The following is a 16,374-nucleotide window of genomic DNA, read 5'->3' as shown; positions in this document are numbered from 1 at the left end:
CGGCCGAACCCCGCCTGACATGGCCGCTCGCCGGGGTTTAGGGTGAGAGCGTGGACAGCTTCGAAGAGAATCAGCCGACCGGCGTACAGGACCTTTTCCAGGATGCCGGCGAGCCCGAACGGCGCATCACCATCATGCTCGCGGCGTTCGAGGGCTGGAACGACGCCGGTGAGGCGGCCAGTGACGCGCTGAAGTACATGGGCCGGTTCTTCGGTAGCGAGCGGATCTCCACCATCGACGCGGACGAGTTCTACGACTTCCAGTTCACCCGCCCGATGATCAAGCGGAACTCCTCCGGCCAGCGGCGCATCAAGTGGCCGAACACCCGCATCAGCAAGGCCGTCGTCCCGGACTCGAATGTCGATCTGATCCTCGTCAACGGCGTCGAGCCCTCCTACAAATGGCGTGCGTACACGGCGGAACTCGTCGCCCTGGCGAAGGAACTCTCCGTCGACTGCATCGTTCTGGTGGGTGCGCTGCTGGCCGACGTCCCGCACTCGCGCCCCATCCCCGTCACGGTCACCTCGGACGACGACGTCGTGCGGGAGAGCCTGGATGTGGAGCCCTCGACCTACGAGGGTCCGATCGGCATCGTGGGCGTGCTGGCCGAGATGGGCCTGCTGGCGGACATCCCCACGATGTCGCTCTGGGCCGCGGTACCCCACTACGTCGGCCAGTCGCCGTCGCCGAAGGCGCAGCTCGCACTGCTCAACAAGCTCGAGGAGATCCTGCAGATCACGGTCGACACGCACCTGCTGACCGAGGAGTCCGAGGCCTGGGAGCGCGGGGTCGACGAGCTCGCCACCGAGGACCCCGAGGTCGCCGCCTACGTGCGCCAGCTCGAGGAAGCCAAGGACACCGTGGACCTGCCGGAGGCCAGCGGCGAATCGATCGCCCGCGAGTTCGAGCGCTACCTGAAGAAGAGGCGGCGCGAGCAGTAACCCGCGAGCAGTGACTGCGGGCCGCGGACGTGCTGCCCCGGCACCGGTGTGTCGGAGCAGCACCGGAAGGTGGGTCGGTGCTGCTAGAGCCTGACTCCGAGCAGCGCGTCGACGACGTCCGCCAGAGCGCGACCATCCGTCGTGGCTGCTTCTGCTAGCAGTGAGCCGGCCCAGGCATCGATGAAGTTCAGGGCGGAGGGAGCGTCGAGGTCCTGCGCCATATGCCGGCGAACGCCCTCACGCACGATGGCCACGTCCTGCGGACCTGCATGCCGTGCCGCGTCACGCCAGACCGCCAGCCGCGCGACGGCCTCGTCGAGGACGCCGTCCGTCCAGGACCAGTCGGACCGGTAGTGGTGCGCGAGGATGGCGAGCCGGATCGCGGCGGGGTCGACACCCGCCTGGCGGAGCTTCGACACGAGGACCAGGTTGCCCCGGGACTTGCTCATCTTCTCGCCGTCATACCCCACCATCCCTGCGTGTGCGTAGTGCTCGGCGAGGGGAGCACCGGCGGCCCAGGCGTGGGCAGCACTCATCTCGTGGTGCGGGAAGACAAGGTCGGAGCCGCCGCCCTGGACGGTGAAGGGCGCGGGCAGGAAGCGATGGGCGATGACGGCGCATTCGATGTGCCAGCCGGGGCGCCCTGCCCCCAGCGATCCGCCGGGCCAGTTCGGCTCACCCGGACGCGCGGCACGCCACAGCAGGGGATCGAGCGCTGTGCGCTTGTGCGGCCGGAGCGGGTCGCCGCCGCGCTCGGCGGACAGCGCGAGCATCGTGTCCGCGTCCAGGTGCGACACCTGGCCCAGGAACCAGCGGGCGTCGTCGTCGGGTGCGAGCGCGGCGGCGGCATCCAGCGAGAAGTAGATGTCGCCGTCGGGCTCGCCACCCTCGCTCGGAACGGTGTACGCGAGGCCGCGTTCCACCAGCTGCTCGACCACGGGGACGATCCAGTCGATCGCCTCGACGGCGCCGATGTATCGGTCCGGAGGCAGGACGTTGAGCGCCTCCATGTCCTCGCGGAACAGCGCGATCTGTTCGGACGCGAGATCCCGCCAGTCCACCCCGGTGGCCGATGCCCGCTCGAGGAGCGGGTCATCGACGTCCGTCACGTTCTGGACATAGGACACCTTCGACCCGGCATCGCGCCAGGTGCGGTTGAGGAGGTCGAAAGCGACGTAGGTGGACGCATGCCCGAGGTGCGTGGCGTCGTAGGGTGTGATGCCGCAGACATAAAGGCTGCGCTCGGGATGCTCACCGAGGAGGGCCGACTCCTGGAGGGCCGTGTCGAACAAACTGATGCCCGACTGGGTGCCGTCGAGTTCTGGGACAGGAGTCGAATTCCACGCAATCACACCTTCTACCTTACGGCCCGGCGTCAGGCGCTGATGACGCCGAATCCGAGGAGCACGTAGAGCGCGAGTCCGAGCAGGATGCGGTACCAGACGAAGAGCCCGTAGCCACGCGTGGTCACGAACTTGAGGAACCATCCGATGATCGCGAATCCGACGACGAACGCGACCACCGTCGCCAACGCGGTCTCCGGAAGAGCATAGGGTCCGGTCTCGTCGTAGCTCTTGACGAGCTGGAATACGCCGCTGCCGAAGACCGCGGGGATGGCGAGCAGGAACGAGTACCGGGCGGCCGCCTCGCGGGTGTACCCCATCAGGAGGCCCGCCGTGATGGTGCCGCCGGAGCGCGACACGCCCGGAACCAGCGCCAGCGCCTGTGCGAGTCCGTACAGGATGCCGTGTCGGTACGTCAGGCTCTGGAGGTCTCGGGACTGCTTGCCCACGTGGTCCGCGACAGCGAGGATCAACCCGAAGACGATCAGCATGGTGGCGACGATCCACATGCTCCGGAAGGTGCTCTCGATCTGCTCCTGGAACAGGAGCCCTAGCAGGACGATCGGCACACTGCCGATGATGACGAGCCATCCCATGCGGGCGTCCGGATCATTTCGCGGCACCCTGCCCCGGAGCGCACCGAACCAGGCTTTGACGATCCGCACGATGTCCCGCCAGAAGAACACGACGACGGCGGTCTCCGTACCCAGTTGCGTGATGGCTGTGAAGGCAGCGCCCGGGTCCTGCGCATTCGGCAGCAACTCCCCCACGATGCGCAGATGGGCGCTCGATGAAATGGGTAGGAATTCGGTGAGGCCCTGTACGAACCCCAGGATGACTGCTTCTATCCAATTCACGCTTACGACCCTAAGCCATGAGTATGAGGACAGGCTTTAGGCTTGGCGGTATGCAACTGCGAAACGTGGGAGCGAGCGGCCTGACGGTCTCTGCGCTGGGACTCGGCACGATGAACTGGGGTCAGGAGGTCAACGAGGAAGCGGCACGTGAACAGCTGCGCCTGTTCGCCGACGCCGGCGGCACCCTCGTCGAGACCGCAGCGCGCTACGGCGAGGGCCAGGCCGAGGCGATGCTCGGCGGTTTCATCGGCGACACCGTGGCCCGCTCCGAACTCGTGCTCGTGGTGCAGGGCGGCACCACGCGCGCCGGCAGCCGGAGGCTCGACGGCTCCCGCCGCGGCCTACTCGACTCTCTCGACGCCTCGCTGACGCTGCTCGGCACCGATCACGTCGACGTCTGGCTCGCACCCTCCCCCGATCCGGTTGTTCCACTGCAGGAGACCATCAGCGCCCTCGAGGCCGCGTACGTCACCGGACGGGCGCGCTATGTGGGCGTCTCCAACTACTCGGGCTGGGAGTTCGCCCGGGCCGCTGCGACGGCGTCGTTCCCGCTGCTCGTCAACGATGTCGAGTACTCCCTGGTCAATCGGACCGCAGAACGGGACGTCCTCCCAGCGGCGGACGCCTTCGGCGCAGCCGTGCTCGCCTGGGGATCGTTGGGCCGGGGCGTGCTCACCGGCAAGTACCGCGGCAGGATCCCTTCGGAATCCCGAGGGGCCTCCGACGTGTGGGCGCCCTACGTGGAGCCCTACCTCTCGGGGAAACCGCAACGCATCACGGAGGCGCTCTGCACGGCCGCGAGGGGCCTGGACCTCCAGCCGCACGAACTGGCCCTGCGATGGCTTCTTGCAAGGCCCGGCGTTGCCTCGGCCATCGTCGGAGCGCGGACACCACAACAACTCAAGGAGATCCTGCAGACCAGCAGCTCACCTGTGGCCGCGCCGATCGCTGAGGTTCTCGACGAGGTCTCTGCCCTGGTCAACTGACCGACGGTCTATTTGGGCGCCTGCCGGGTTCTGTCCGCTCGACGGCCCTGTCCGCTCGGGACCCGGGCAGCGAACGTGTGCATGATCGGCTCGGTATCGTCGACCGAGGGGACTGAGCCGAAGCACGTGGCTCGGAGCTTCGGGGAGCCGTCAGTGCTCGACTTCGGCCTCCACGAGGTCGGACGCGTAGCCGCCGTCCTCGTCGCCGTCCTCGTCCGACTCCTCGTAGATCTCGAGCGGCGTGACTTCGCCGAACGCGTCGTACAAGGCTTCCTCGTAGGCTTCGAAGGCATCCGCGATCGCGAGGTAGGCCGCTTCCACCGCAGGGTCGTCCTCACGCCGCCGGGATGCAGAGGCCGCAAGGTGCTCTTCGAGGGCCGTCACGAGTGACTGGAGCGCGACACGCGGATCTATGCTCATGGCCTAGACGTTATCGGTAAAGTGGTCGAAATTGGAGGGATATGCGAGAACATTTTCTGAACGCGACGGCCGTCCGGGAGCGCGATTATGCACGGCAGTACGAGTACCTGGTGCTCACGGTCAACGCCGGCGAGCCGCTGCCCGCAGCCCGGAAGCTTCTGACCGAGCACGCCGAGTACGGCAAATGGGAACTCGAGCGCAGCTGCATCTACATGGGCGGCAGCCGGCGGTTCTGGCTGAGGCGGAAAGTCCTGCGGGTCGAACGCACCGCCTAGTTCGGGACGCCGCCCCTGAGCCCACCGGACAATCGGATGTATCCCTCAGACGCTCGGTGGTCCGAGCAATGCCGTTGCGACCGTCGCGCGCGCTGACTCCTCGGTCGACGGGTGGAACTGCCCGGCAAGTGCGTCGCGGTGCAACCGCACGACTTCCGAGGACGCCGCGAAGCCGGAGCCGCCCCCGACATGCAGAGCTGCGGACGTCGCCGCGACTGCCGTCTCGACCGCATGGGTCTTGAGGGTGACGAGCCGAGCGAACCACTGGGATCCGACGTCGGCCCGGCTGTCCAGGTCCTCGGCGACCCCGCGTAGCTCCGCCTCCACGCCCGTCCGCTTCATGGCGACCCCCGCGAGCAGACTCCTCAGCACCGGGTCGTCCGACAGCACGCGCTGCGCGACATGGCTCCGGCGCTGCGCGACCGCCTGGACCGCGAGGTCGAGGGCCCGGTCCGCTATGCCGAGGTAGACGGAGGCGATGAGGGTCTCGAAGGCCGCGAATATCCCGAACACCAGCAGGTCGGCGTTCGGCCCCACGGGCAGTCGCCGGAACACCGCGTCCGGAGTCACCCGCACGTTGCGCAGTCGGGTGGTGTTGGATTGGGTGGCGCGCATACCGAGCGGATCCCAGTCCTCCAGCGTCTCGACGCCAGGAGTCCCGCGGGGCACGAAGGCGTGCAGGATGACGTCGTCGTCGCCGTTCGCGCCCTCGAGTTTGCCGAAGATCCCGAGACGGGTCCACACCGGTGAGAGACTCGTGAAGACCTTGGTACCGGTGTAGCTGTAACCGCCGTCGGGCAGCCTTTCGACCCGGGTCAGCGAATTGAACAGAACGGCGTCATTGCCCGGCTCGGAGATACCGAACGCAAAGATCTCGTCACGAGCGGCCTCGTCGAGGACGAAGTGCAGGGACGCGTCCCCGCGATCGGCGAGCAGACCCGCGACGGCTGTCCACACCAGATGCATGTTCACCCCGAGTGCTGTTGCCGGTGCTGCGGCAGCCAGCCGCCGCTGAGCCCTGGTTGCACGCTGCATGCCCCCTGCATCGCCCGGCGGCGTCTCCACCAGCAGGCGAAGGTACCCCGCCTGCTTGAGTTCCTCGAAGTCCTCGGTGAAGAAGGCGTTGGCGGCGTCGTAGCCCCCGGCCCTCTCCCTGAAGCGCTCGAGCATGCTGTCGGGCAGGAGCTGCCCGGTCGTTTCCTCCGACGTCGTGGTCATTCCGCCTCCGGGTCGAGCAGGTGCTCAGTAGGTGGTCAACAGGCGGGAGAGCACCCTCGCTCCGAACCGGAGCGAGTCGGTGGGCACCCGCTCGTCCACTCCGTGGAACATGCCGGTGAAGTCGAGGTCGTCCGGCAGCTGCAGCGGCGCGAAACCGTAGCCGGTGATGCCGAGTCGGCTCAGCGACTTGTTGTCAGTGCCCCCCGAGAGTGTGTACGGCAGCACCTTGGCTCCCGGATCCTCCGAGTGCAGTGCATCGATCATGGAGTCCACCAGATTGCCTGCGAACGGAACTTCGAGTGACGTGTCCTTGTGTTCGTACGTCACGTCCACGCCCTCGCCGGCGAGCCCCCGGATGATTTCCAGGACCTGGTCCTGCTGGCCGGGCAACGTCCGCACGTCGATGAGCGCTTCCGCGGTCCCGGGTATGACGTTGTGCTTGTAGCCGCTCTTGAGGACAGTGGGATTGGCCGTGTTCTGCAGCGTCGCCCCGACGAAGCGCGCCACGGTACCGAGTTCCTTGAGGAGGATGTCCGGGTTCTCCGCGTCGAACTCCACGCCGGTCAGCTCGGTGACGCCGTCGAGGAACTGCCGCGTCGTCGGGGTGAGCTCGATGGGCCAGGCGTAGTCCCCGATACGCGTCACTGCACGCGCGAGCGCGGTGACCGCATTGTCAGTGTTGATCTGCGAGCCATGGCCCGCGCGCCCATGAGCCACGAGGCGCAGCCACGAGATGCCCTTCTCCGCCGTCTGCAGGAGGTAGGTCCGCTGCCCACCGATGGTCGCCGAGAAGCCTCCGACCTCGGAGATGGCCTCGGTCGCTCCCTCGAACACCTCCGGCTTGTTGTCGACGAGCCAGGAGGCGCCGTAGGAGCCACCGGCCTCCTCGTCGGCGAAGAATCCGAAGATGAGGTCGCGCTTTGGTCTGACGCCGTCGCGCTGCATGGAACGGAGCACCGACAGGATCATGGCGTCCATGTCCTTCATGTCCACCGCCCCGCGGCCCCAGATCAGACCATCCTTCTCCTCGCCGCCGAACGGGTCGACCGTCCAATCCTGCTTCTGCGCAGGGACGACGTCGAGGTGGCCATGCACCACGAGTGCCGGGAGGGAAGGATCAGAACCCTCCATGCGGGCGACGACGGAGCTCCGGCCCGGAGCTGCCTCGAACAGCTGGGCGGACAGCCCCACTTCCTCGATCAGGCCTGCGGTGTACTCGGCAGCTTTCCGCTCCCCCGGGCCCACGTTGTCGCCGAAGTTCGAGGTATCGATACGGATCAGTTCCTGGCAGATCCTGACAACTTCATCTTCGGGTGAGATGCCCACGTGGTCCTCCTGGGTAGCAGTTGCTCTCCAGCCTACCGAGAGTGCGCGCCGAATCGTGCAGCATGCCGATCAGCGCAGCATGCCCATCAGCGCAGACGGGTAGCAGCAGCACCACAGCAACGCCGATCGCGGCGGGCATGTGGGGCACGCTCACCGACAGGGGCGCTGCGTCCCTGGCTAGGCTGCGACGACGTCGATCGACGCGAAGCGCTTCGACGCCTCGAACCGCGGACCGCCGTTGCCGCCGTCGTCGACATACGTGAGGACCGCGTAGGTGCGCGGTGCGAGATCCGGAGCGACCGAGATGGTGAAGCTGTAGTTGCCCGCCCCGTCCGTGATGACACGCTGCTCATCCATCACCATCCCGTCGGACTGGGAGATTCCCATGTGGATGACCACCTGCTGACCGGGCTGGTAACCGGTCCCGGTAATGGTGAACGAGGATCCCTGGCGAACGGTCGCGCGGACCGCGTCCCAGACGGGATCGGTCGCGATGACGACAGCAGGTGCCTCGGGCGCCATGGGAGTTGCCTCGACGACAGGAGGTTCGAGGACAGGTGCCACGACGGCTGGTGGGACCGCTTCAGTCGATGCTTCCTGCGGCGGAGTGCCGGGTTCGAGGGAAGGTTCAGCGGATGCATCGACGGAGGGAGCCGCCGAAAGAGTCGGGGAGGGATCCGGGGAGGGATCCGGGGACGCACCGACCGACGACGACCCGGTCGGGGCAGCCGCGACCGAACCAGCATCGGGCTGATCGGAAGCACTGCTCGAACAGGCGGTGAGGAGAACGGTGATAGCGGCGGAAGCGATGACTATTGACAGCTTGGACACGGTCGTAGAGTTCCTCGGTGCGATGGGACAGGGCGGCAAGGGATCGCTCTGCACGAACGCTGCTGCTCTATCCCCCATCGCCGACAGTACCGCGAACCCCTTGTGGCGGACACCGCGCAGCAGGTCGGTGTGCAAACCGTTACGGGAACGTCGTGGGAATGTCGTGCAAACCGTTATGGGAACGTCGTTGGAACGTCGTTGGAACCTAGGACCGGCTGCTCCGTAGACCCGAGCGCGTGCCCGATATAGAAGGGACTAGTCCCAGGTTCGTGCCGACTACGGCGTCAGGGAACCCGTGCACCTCCAGGGCTGGGTGCGTAGCACCACCGGCTGGCAGAGGTCGGGAGTCCTCTGTGCGACGGAGGGCCCACTCGGGCGCATTGCTCTGGACGACGTGTGATTCAGCTCATGCTACTCCACGGATCGAGGGCACAAAAAAACCCCGGCGAACCGGGGTTTTCTTTGTGCGCGGAGGGGGACTTGAACCCCCACCCTCAATAAGAGGACTAGCACCTCAAGCTAGCGCGTCTGCCATTCCGCCACCCGCGCGGGTGGTTTTTCGCGGTCTGAACCGGCGAAAGCAACGAAAAAGACTCTAACACGAGGAAGCCCGAGTTGTTGAATCGGCGGAAGCGCCGGCTGGCCGAAACGGACCGAGACGTCCTCAGGTGGGGATCCCGATCGCCCCCGGGCAGGTCACGGCTACGCCAGCCGTGACGAACTGGCAACCCCCACCGTCACGGGAACGGAAGTCGGGGAGTTGATTACGCTGGCTGCAGCGCTGCCTCGAACTACCCGTAGCAGCCGCTGAGCGGACGGATTGGATGACGTGAGCGAGACCAGCGAGACGAATCCCGACCAGGAACAGTACGCCCTGACCTATGACGCCATGAAGCGCGCCAACATCCCGACCGGAGAGGTGTGGCTCCACTACTTCAGCATGGGTGGCGGCGTGGACGAGTACGAGGTCAATGCCTACCTGCACGGCCTGATCGACCTGCCGGACCACGAGCGGGACTGCATCTCGCAGGCGGTCAACGAGTTGTTCGACGACCTGTGCCGGCAACAGGGTGCTCCCTACAGCTCCGGGCACACCCGCCATTGCAGCGACTGACCAAAGCGACGGGCGTCGCCGGAGTTCAGCCGGAGGTACCTGCGCCAGCAGCGATGAGCGCCAGCGGCCTGATGGACGAGGCCACCGCACCCGCGATGACGAAGGCGAACAGCCCGATCCAGAGCAAGGACGGAACACGCGTGGATCCCTGGAGAAGGTACGCATCGGACGATGCAAGATTCCGCCGTCGCGTATGGACTCGCACGACCTTCAGCCAGTCGCGGCAGGACCCCACCAGCAGGGCGATTCCGAGAACGAGGCAGGCGTACCCGGCTGATGCCGCGCCGCCGAACCACACGAGCGCCAGCGACACGGCGGCGCTGCCGCCCAGTATCAGGACACCCTGCACGTTGCGGACCAGGATGAGCGCCGACACGAGCACCAGCGCGCCGACGGACAGGGCGACGGATGCCCAGCCGTAGGCGGCGCACCAGACGAGCGCTGCACCTACGACGGCGGGTACCGGGTAGCCCCAGAACGTCGTGAAGGCGGAACGCCACCCGCGCCGCCCCCTGCTGGTGGTCGTTCCGGAGTGGTCGAGGCGGAGCGTGATCCCGGTGACACGCTGCAGGGTGAGCAGGGCCGCAGCCGTATGTCCGAGCTCGTGCACCACGGTGACGAAGAGACCGAAGATCCGCCACGATCGGGGCGGCACGGACAGCACCGCGGCCACCAGCGCCAAGGTTACGAGGCCGACGACGCCGACCTCAGGTGGGGACGCCCTGGCAAAGCCGTCGCTGATGTGCTCCCAGAGCTGGCCGAGCCAGTCATCCATGGATGGTCCCTACTGTTCTGCCGCGTCGCTCTCGAGGGCTACGAGTCGCTCGAGGATGGCTTCGATGGCCAGCCCCACCTCGTGGAACGACGTCGAGAGGGGCGAGAGTCCCAGCCGGATCCCGTTCGGATTGCGGAAGTCGGGGATGACACCGTCCTTCCAGAGTTCAGGCACCATGCCCACGAAAGCGGGGTGATCGATCGTGATGTGGCTGCCTCTCTCGGATACTGCGCGGGGAGACGCGAGGACGACGCCGTGGGGCGCCAGCACCTCGTCGACCGCCTCGACGGCGAAAGCGGTCAGGAGTTCGGACTTGCTGCGCACTGCTGTCATGCCGACGTCCTCGATCAGCGTCAGCATGTCGCGCATGGCCACCATGCCGACGATCGGTGGGGTGCCGGAGACCAGCCGGCGGATGCCGTCTGCCGGCTGGTAGGCGGAGCCCATCGCGAAGGGATCGGCGCTGCCGAGCCAACCGAGGATCGGCTGGTCCAGCGTGGCCAGATGCCGCTGAGCGACATAGGCCCATGCGGGCGCGCCAGGTCCCCCATTCAGGTACTTGTAGCTGCAGCCGGCGGCGTAGTCCACGTCCCAGGCGTCCAGCTCCGCGGGAACGGACCCGACGGAGTGGCTGAGGTCCCACAGAACGAGAGCGCCGACGTCGTGGGCGATCCGCGTGATCGCAGGAACATCGGCGATGAATCCGGACCGGTAGGCCACGTGGCTGAGCAGGACGAGCGCTGTGTCAGGGCCGACTGCGGCGGACACATCGGTGGGCGTGGCACCGCCGTCACAAGCCACCTCGACCCAGCGGAGGGTCAGTCCGCGCTCCCGCGCAATACCCTCGACGATGAATCGGTCCGTAGGGAACTCGTCGCGGGTGATCACGATCTCGGTGCGCTCGGGCCTGGCCGCTACGGCTGCGCGCGCGAGCTTGTAGAGCAGGACGCTGGTCGAGTCAGCCACGATGCACTGACCCGCCGCGGCCCCGAGCGCAACCCGCCCGAGCTGGTCCCCGATCTGCTGCGGGAGGTCGAGCCACCCGTCGTCCCACCCACGGATGAGGCGACCACCCCACTGGTCCTCGACGAATGCCGTGAGGTTCCCGACAGTCGCCGCCAGCGGGCGGCCGAGCGAGTTGCCGTCGACGTACGATCGCACGACATCATCGCCGGTGCCCAGGAAGAGCTTGCGGTAGGGGGCGAGTGAGTCTGCGGCGTCGAGCTCGGCCGCGCGGTCTGCGATGGAGAAGCCGGTCATTGGTCAAGTCTAGGACTGCGGATCACGCCGGGGCGCAGGAACCCGTGGTCCGTTCGAGGGGCCGCTGCGGACAGCGCGAGGATGGCACGGTCAGCGCCGACAGCACTCGGGCGGCTCCCGCGAGGGAACCGCCCGACTGCCTTCCCGACTGCCTGTCCCGACCGCCCGTCCCGACCGCCCGTCCCGACTGCCCGTCCCGACTGCCCGTCCGGATGGCCGGCGGCCGAGGACCGACGACCGACTCCGACTACCGGCTGGCCGCCGTGGAGTACGCCGACTGGATGGAGCTGCCGAAGTACGGCCCGTACATCACGTTCTTCTGCGCGTTGTAGCCGAAGCTGTTGACCGAGTTCTGCGTGCCGGAGGCGCCGGAACCGACGAACCACGGGCCGCCCGAGGACCCTCCGGTCATGTCGCAGGGAATGCCCTGCGACTGGGTGCCGCCGATCCTGTCCGCGGCTGCCGTACCGAAGCAGCTGTACAGGCGCTCGCCGTTGAACGGCGAGGCTGCGGGGTAGCCGTAGGCGCTGTAGGTGAGGTTGCGGGCCATGTTGAAGCCGATGCTCGACGCTCCCACCGTCGCGGAGAGCGTCCTGCCGTTGAGCGTGTTGACCACCGCGAAGGCGCCATCGTAGTTGATGTCGTTGCGGGCGACCCACTCGCTCGCTGCGTGGAGCGAGCGCGCGGACCACTTGCCATAGGGCGCCGCACCGTTGTTGTAGGCGGGTACGAAGACGAAGTTCGTGGCCCAGCCCGAGGCGAGATCGTGCGTGCAGTGACCGGCGGTGGCCACGGTGCTCTGGTTGCCGCTCTGTACCGAGTTACCCGAGCAGACGTAGTTCTGGCCGGCCATGGTGAAGAAGACCTTGCCGATGCGCGATACCGGAGACTGTGCTGTGGCGGCAGGCTGGGCTATCGGCTCCTTCGGAGCCTTCGCGACCGTCTCCTTTCCTGCCTTCGGCATGATCGATCGACCCTCGGCCGCCCAGCCGGAGTTGATCGTGTTTGCGGGCTTGGCGTTCTTCATCCTGTCCGCCGTCCAATAGGCGTCCAGGGCAGCCTGATCCTCGTTCTGCGCATGGGACTCCGTGGCACCAGGGGTGACCGCGCCGACGGCGGCGGTGTCAGGGGCCGGTGCTACGGGTGCTGCCTGGACCGGACCGGCTGCCATCAGCGCTGATGCAACCAGGGCCGACGCCGCGGCCATGGCGGCTTTGAGACCTCGAGAGTTCACGAAACTCCTCTTTCCATACAGTGGGGCCAGCCTTCGTGGGCTGGTGAGAGGAGTCTGCCCCGCCGAAGAACGCCCTGCCCAGAGCGATGCGGGAGTTCGACTGAATCTCCTGTGAGAATCTGCGTGTCTCTGGACAGGGCATCGAAGCCATGCAACTATCCCGCGCGGACCGATCCGGTGAAGTGCGGCCGCTTCCGCTTCGCGGACCAGCCGACGACGTCGACCCGGGCACCACTGTCGGCACCACTGTCGACGCCACTGTCGATACCGCTTGCCACCCGGGTGAACGACGTCGTCACGGTGCCGGGCAACAGGACGGGTGCCGCGAAATCCATGCGCCACTGCAGGGCACCTGATGGAGCAGGCACGGCCTGGTCCACCATCCGTGCGGCCAGGTACATGCCGTGCGCGATGGCGCCTCTCATCCCGAGTGCCTTCGCCGTCGGTCCGCTGAGATGGATGGGATTCCAGTCCCCCGACACCGCCGCGTACCGTCGGCCGACGCCCCTGTCGAGCCGCCAGACGCCCGTCGGCGCGGGCGCCACGAATGGCGGTCGGTCCTCGTCGTGCCGCTCCCTCATGGCCGGCCCGATGCGGACGCCACGGGCCAGGTAGACGGAGCGGCCTGTCCAGACCCGCTCGCCGTCTATGTCGACCTGCGTCACGAGGTCCGCCTGCATACCGGCCGGATGGGCCCGCAGGTTCTCGGCGAAGGCGGCGACGTCGAGCTTCTCGTGGAAACCGACCTGCCTGGCCTGGTGTACCTCGTTGCTGAGGTGCACCATACCCAGCAACGGCAGCGGGAAGTCCTTCCGGGCGAGGACGCTCATCGCCACAGGGAAGGCGATGGTGTGGATGTAGGCCGACGGCAGCTGATCGCGAACCGGCGAGCCGAGCAGCTGCTGGAAGCGGGTGAGGGCGCCGAGGTCGACTGCGACACGGTCGACACGGTGCCGAGCAGCAGGAAGCCGCGTCGGGACGTCGCCGCGCCCCGCCCTGCGCTGCACGGCGAGTGTCAGCGCCGAGCGATAGAGCGTCGGGAGCTCCGGCGCTTCCGGCAGGGTCACGTCGTCGGCGGCCGTCCCGTTCACGCGCCTACCAGGTTCTGCCCGCACACGCGCAAAACCTGCCCGTTGATACCTGCCGCCGAGTCCGATGCGAGGAACGCTATCGTCTCGGCGACATCGACCGGAAGGCCGCCCTGCTGGAGGCTGCTCAGTCGTCGTGCCACCTGGCGTGTGAGGGGCGGGATCTTCTCCGTCATGTCCGTCTCGATGAATCCGGGGGCGACGGCGTTGATGGTGCGTCCGCCGCCGTCGAACGCGGCGGCCTGCGCGCGGACCATGCCGATGACGCCTGCCTTCGACGCTGCGTAGTTGCTCTGGCCGCGGTTGCCTGCGATGCCGCTCGTCGATGCGAGGCTGATGATGCGCCCGGTGCCCGAGAAGACGGGCGAGGCGAGGAAGTGCTCGTTCATCCTCAACTGGGAGGCGATATTGACCGCCATGACCGAGTCCCACCGGGACGCGTCCATGTTGGCGAGCAGTTTGTCCCTCGTGATCCCTGCGTTGTGCACCACGATGTCCAGCGTGCCGTACCGCTGCCTCACGTGATCGAGGATGCGCGTCGCGGCATCAGCCGTGGTGATGTCCACCTGGAGGGCCGTTCCGCCCACGCGGTTGGCGACCTGGGCGAGCTGCTCGCCGGCTGCCGGCACGTCGACGACGACCACGCGGGCGCCGTCCCGTGCCAGGACCTCGGCGATCTTCGCACCGATACCGCGTGCCGCTCCCGTCACCACGGCGGTCCTGCCGGCGAGTGGCTGATCGGCGACGCCCTCTCCGGTCGCTGCGGTGGACGCGGCGAGTTCGCTGATGCTCTCAACGGGAGCGGACGACACCTCGATGAACTGCCCATCGACGTAGGCACTCTTTCCCGACAGGAAGAACCTGAGCGCTCCGAGGGCTGTGGGATCCGTCGTCGTGGTGCTGCCGCGCAGAATGATTCCGTTGGCGGTGGCTCCACCCCGTAGTTCGTGGGCCACCGACCGGATGGCGCCGTCGACGCCCTGGCGCGCGGCGGCCTCGGCAGGATCGGTCGTGTCGGCCGGCGACCGGAGGACGCCGATCACGCGGCCTCCGGGCACCAGGAGTCTCACCGCCTGGCCGAGTTCGAGCATGGGGGCTGCGAGGTCGGCGGGAGAAGCGGCGGCATCGAGCACGACGACGGCAGCGCTCAGCTTCTCCCCCGGCAGGACGTGGCGCCGCACCTCGACGTCCCAGCCGAGCAGGACGTCGGCGAGCGCATCCGCACCCGGGCCCGAACCCGCGACGACGACCGGGTTCACCGCGAGTGCTTCGCTCGGCGTGTAGCGGCGCAGCACCGACGGCCGTGGAAGGCCGAGAGCCTTCGCGATCCTGGCGGGCAGCGGCGTGTTGACCAGGTTCAGGTAGCTGTCGGCCATTACTTCCTCGCTTCGAGGATCGCGATGACGCCCTGCCCGCCGGCGGCGCAGATGGAGATGAGTCCTCGGCCGCCCTTCTCGGAGAGTGTCTTGGCGAGAGAGGCGACGATACGGCCGCCGGTGGCCGCGAAGGGGTGGCCTGCAGCCAGGGACGATCCGTTGACGTTGAGCTTGGAGCGGTCGATGCTGCCGAGTGCGCCGTCGAGCCCGAGGACGCGCTTGCAGTAGTCCTCGTCTTCCCATGCCGCGAGCGCGCTGAGGACTGTCCCGGCGAACGCCTCGTGGATCTCGAAGAAGTCGAAATCGTCGAACGTCAGGCCGTTGCGCGCCAGCAGGCGGGGCATGCCGTGCACGGCCGCCATCAGCAGGCCCTCCTCACCGTAGACGAAATCGACCGCCGAGGCTTCCGCATCGACGATGTTCGCGAGCATGGGCAGGTTGTTGGCGGTCGCGTACTCCTCGCTGCCGAGCAGGACGACGGCGGCGCCGTCGGTGAGAGGTGTCGAGTTACCGGCGGTCATCGTTGCCGGCGTGTCGAGGGATTTCCCGAAGACGGGTTTCAGCGTCGCCAGCTTCTCCAGCGAGGTGTCCGCGCGGAGGTTGGCATCCCTGGTCAGGCCCCGGTAGGGCGTCATGAGGTCGGAGAAGAAGCCTCGCTCGTACGCCGCAGCGAGGTTCCGGTGGCTCAGGTAGGCGAGCTCGTCCTGGGCCTCGCGGCTGATCTTCCACGCCGCCGTCGTGAGGGCCTGGTGCTCGCCCATGGACAGACCTGTGCGGGGCTCGCCCGTGGTCGGCGCATTCGGTGCGAGGTCCTTCGGGCGAAGCTTCCCGAGCGCCTTGATCTTCTGCTGCGTGGTCCTGGCCCGCGAGAGATCCAGCAACACCCGCCGGAGCCCTTCGCTGACGGCTATCGGCGCATCCGAGGCGGAATCGACACCGCCCGCGATACCGGACTCGATCTGCCCGAGCCTGATCTTGTTCGACAGTCCCACCACGGTCTCGAGGCCTGTCGCGCAGGCCTGCTGCAGGTCGTAGGCGGGAGTCGCAGCGGACAGGGCGGATCCGAGGACCGCTTCGCGTGTCAGGTTGAAGTCACGCGAGTGCTTGAGGACGGCGCCGGCAGCGACCTCGCCGATGCGCTCGCCCTGAAGGCCGAAGCGTGCGACGAGGCCGTCGAGCGCTGCGATCAGCATGTCCTTGTTGGAGGAGTAGGCGTACGCGCCGCCGGCGCGGGCGAAGGGGATGCGGTTGCCGCCGATGACGACTGCCGTGCGGGGTGACGGGGCCGCGTTGGACGCGCCGGCCTGATCTGCCATGGAGTAGCTCCTGG

General features: G+C 67.5%; 16 protein-coding genes and 1 tRNA gene. 4 read left to right on the top strand and 13 right to left on the bottom strand.

Annotation, left to right across the window (positions count from 1 at the left end):
• Window positions 1–50 precede the first annotated feature (50 nt).
• Window positions 51–941 (top strand): PAC2 family protein, encoded by an 891-nt coding sequence (locus tag FDK12_RS12620; protein WP_223263267.1) that lies wholly within the window; start codon window positions 51–53, stop codon window positions 939–941.
• A gap of 83 nt (window positions 942–1,024) precedes the next feature.
• Here the strand turns inward: FDK12_RS12620 and mshC are convergent, their stop codons facing one another.
• Window positions 1,025–2,293, bottom strand: coding sequence for a cysteine--1-D-myo-inosityl 2-amino-2-deoxy-alpha-D-glucopyranoside ligase (gene mshC / locus FDK12_RS12615; protein ID WP_137369893.1), 1,269 nt, complete (start codon window positions 2,291–2,293; stop codon window positions 1,025–1,027).
• A gap of 23 nt (window positions 2,294–2,316) precedes the next feature.
• The gene (locus tag FDK12_RS12610; protein ID WP_137369892.1) at window positions 2,317–3,141 is read right to left on the bottom strand and encodes an undecaprenyl-diphosphate phosphatase; all 825 of its coding nucleotides are present in this window, start codon (window positions 3,139–3,141) and stop codon (window positions 2,317–2,319) included.
• A gap of 50 nt (window positions 3,142–3,191) precedes the next feature.
• On the opposite strand from FDK12_RS12610, the gene FDK12_RS12605 reads away from it, so the two are divergent.
• Window positions 3,192–4,127 (top strand): aldo/keto reductase, encoded by a 936-nt coding sequence (locus FDK12_RS12605; RefSeq protein WP_137369891.1) that lies wholly within the window; start codon window positions 3,192–3,194, stop codon window positions 4,125–4,127.
• 150 nt (window positions 4,128–4,277) lie between these two features.
• On the opposite strand, the gene FDK12_RS12600 is transcribed toward FDK12_RS12605, so the two are convergent.
• The gene (locus FDK12_RS12600) at window positions 4,278–4,547 is read right to left on the bottom strand and encodes a hypothetical protein (RefSeq protein WP_137369890.1); all 270 of its coding nucleotides are present in this window, start codon (window positions 4,545–4,547) and stop codon (window positions 4,278–4,280) included.
• Window positions 4,548–4,588: 41 nt separating this feature from the next.
• Between FDK12_RS12600 and FDK12_RS12595 the strand changes: the two genes are divergently transcribed.
• Window positions 4,589–4,822 (top strand): DUF5703 family protein, encoded by a 234-nt coding sequence (locus tag FDK12_RS12595; protein WP_137369889.1) that lies wholly within the window; start codon window positions 4,589–4,591, stop codon window positions 4,820–4,822.
• 45 nt (window positions 4,823–4,867) lie between these two features.
• Here the strand turns inward: FDK12_RS12595 and FDK12_RS12590 are convergent, their stop codons facing one another.
• The 4 genes from FDK12_RS12590 to FDK12_RS12575 all read right to left on the bottom strand — a co-directional run bounded on the left by FDK12_RS12590 (window position 4,868) and on the right by FDK12_RS12575 (window position 8,746).
• On the bottom strand, window positions 4,868–6,040 hold the full coding sequence (locus tag FDK12_RS12590; RefSeq protein ID WP_137369888.1) for an acyl-CoA dehydrogenase family protein: 1,173 nt from the start codon (window positions 6,038–6,040) through the stop codon (window positions 4,868–4,870).
• Window positions 6,041–6,064: 24 nt separating this feature from the next.
• On the bottom strand, window positions 6,065–7,366 hold the full coding sequence (locus FDK12_RS12585) for a M20/M25/M40 family metallo-hydrolase (RefSeq protein WP_137369887.1): 1,302 nt from the start codon (window positions 7,364–7,366) through the stop codon (window positions 6,065–6,067).
• A 177-nt stretch (window positions 7,367–7,543) separates the two neighbouring features.
• Window positions 7,544–8,197, bottom strand: a complete 654-nt coding sequence (locus FDK12_RS12580; RefSeq protein ID WP_137369886.1) for a hypothetical protein — start codon at window positions 8,195–8,197, stop codon at window positions 7,544–7,546.
• Window positions 8,198–8,662: 465 nt separating this feature from the next.
• Window positions 8,663–8,746: transfer RNA gene (locus FDK12_RS12575), tRNA-Leu, on the bottom strand.
• A gap of 280 nt (window positions 8,747–9,026) precedes the next feature.
• Here FDK12_RS12575 and FDK12_RS12570 point away from each other — a divergent pair.
• A complete protein-coding gene (locus FDK12_RS12570) occupies window positions 9,027–9,311 on the top strand; it encodes a hypothetical protein (RefSeq protein ID WP_137369885.1) in 285 nt (94 codons plus the stop codon).
• 25 nt (window positions 9,312–9,336) lie between these two features.
• Here the strand turns inward: FDK12_RS12570 and FDK12_RS12565 are convergent, their stop codons facing one another.
• The 6 genes from FDK12_RS12565 to FDK12_RS12540 all read right to left on the bottom strand — a co-directional run bounded on the left by FDK12_RS12565 (window position 9,337) and on the right by FDK12_RS12540 (window position 16,360).
• On the bottom strand, window positions 9,337–10,086 hold the full coding sequence (locus FDK12_RS12565; protein ID WP_137369884.1) for a M50 family metallopeptidase: 750 nt from the start codon (window positions 10,084–10,086) through the stop codon (window positions 9,337–9,339).
• A gap of 9 nt (window positions 10,087–10,095) precedes the next feature.
• Complete coding sequence (locus tag FDK12_RS12560) at window positions 10,096–11,346, bottom strand: kynureninase (protein ID WP_137369883.1); 1,251 nt, start codon at window positions 11,344–11,346, stop codon at window positions 10,096–10,098.
• 247 nt (window positions 11,347–11,593) lie between these two features.
• Entirely contained in the window at window positions 11,594–12,580 is a 987-nt protein-coding gene (locus FDK12_RS12555) for a trypsin-like serine peptidase (protein WP_223263266.1), read from the bottom strand.
• Window positions 12,581–12,735: 155 nt separating this feature from the next.
• A complete protein-coding gene (locus FDK12_RS12550; protein WP_223263265.1) occupies window positions 12,736–13,671 on the bottom strand; it encodes a MaoC family dehydratase in 936 nt (311 codons plus the stop codon).
• A complete protein-coding gene (locus tag FDK12_RS12545; RefSeq protein ID WP_137369882.1) occupies window positions 13,668–15,044 on the bottom strand; it encodes a 3-oxoacyl-ACP reductase in 1,377 nt (458 codons plus the stop codon). Before FDK12_RS12545 ends, FDK12_RS12550 begins: the two co-directional genes overlap by 4 nt.
• A complete protein-coding gene (locus FDK12_RS12540; RefSeq protein WP_137369881.1) occupies window positions 15,044–16,360 on the bottom strand; it encodes an acetyl-CoA C-acetyltransferase in 1,317 nt (438 codons plus the stop codon). The genes FDK12_RS12545 and FDK12_RS12540 overlap by 1 nt, the downstream gene beginning before the upstream one ends.
• Window positions 16,361–16,374: the final 14 nt, after the last annotated feature.

This window comes from Arthrobacter sp. NamB2 (assembly GCF_005281365.1).
Lineage (GTDB): Bacteria > Actinomycetota > Actinomycetes > Actinomycetales > Micrococcaceae > Arthrobacter_D.
Note: the sequence above shows the minus strand (reverse complement) of the source record. Positions and strands in the feature narration are given on the sequence as shown.

Bases quoted from the DNA above. Each gene is read 5' to 3' on its own strand.
- FDK12_RS12605 (WP_137369891.1), top strand. From the start codon at position 3,192: ATGCAACTGCGAAACGTGGGAGCGAGCGGCCTGACGGTCTCTGCGCTG.
- FDK12_RS12600 (WP_137369890.1), bottom strand. From the start codon at position 4,547: ATGAGCATAGATCCGCGTGTCGCGCTCCAGTCACTCGTGACGGCCCTC.
- FDK12_RS12595 (WP_137369889.1), top strand. From the start codon at position 4,589: ATGCGAGAACATTTTCTGAACGCGACGGCCGTCCGGGAGCGCGATTAT.
- FDK12_RS12590 (WP_137369888.1), bottom strand. From the start codon at position 6,040: ATGACCACGACGTCGGAGGAAACGACCGGGCAGCTCCTGCCCGACAGC.
- FDK12_RS12565 (WP_137369884.1), bottom strand. From the start codon at position 10,086: ATGGATGACTGGCTCGGCCAGCTCTGGGAGCACATCAGCGACGGCTTT.
- FDK12_RS12560 (WP_137369883.1), bottom strand. From the start codon at position 11,346: ATGACCGGCTTCTCCATCGCAGACCGCGCGGCCGAGCTCGACGCCGCA.
- FDK12_RS12545 (WP_137369882.1), bottom strand. From the start codon at position 15,044: ATGGCCGACAGCTACCTGAACCTGGTCAACACGCCGCTGCCCGCCAGG.
- FDK12_RS12540 (WP_137369881.1), bottom strand. From the start codon at position 16,360: ATGGCAGATCAGGCCGGCGCGTCCAACGCGGCCCCGTCACCCCGCACG.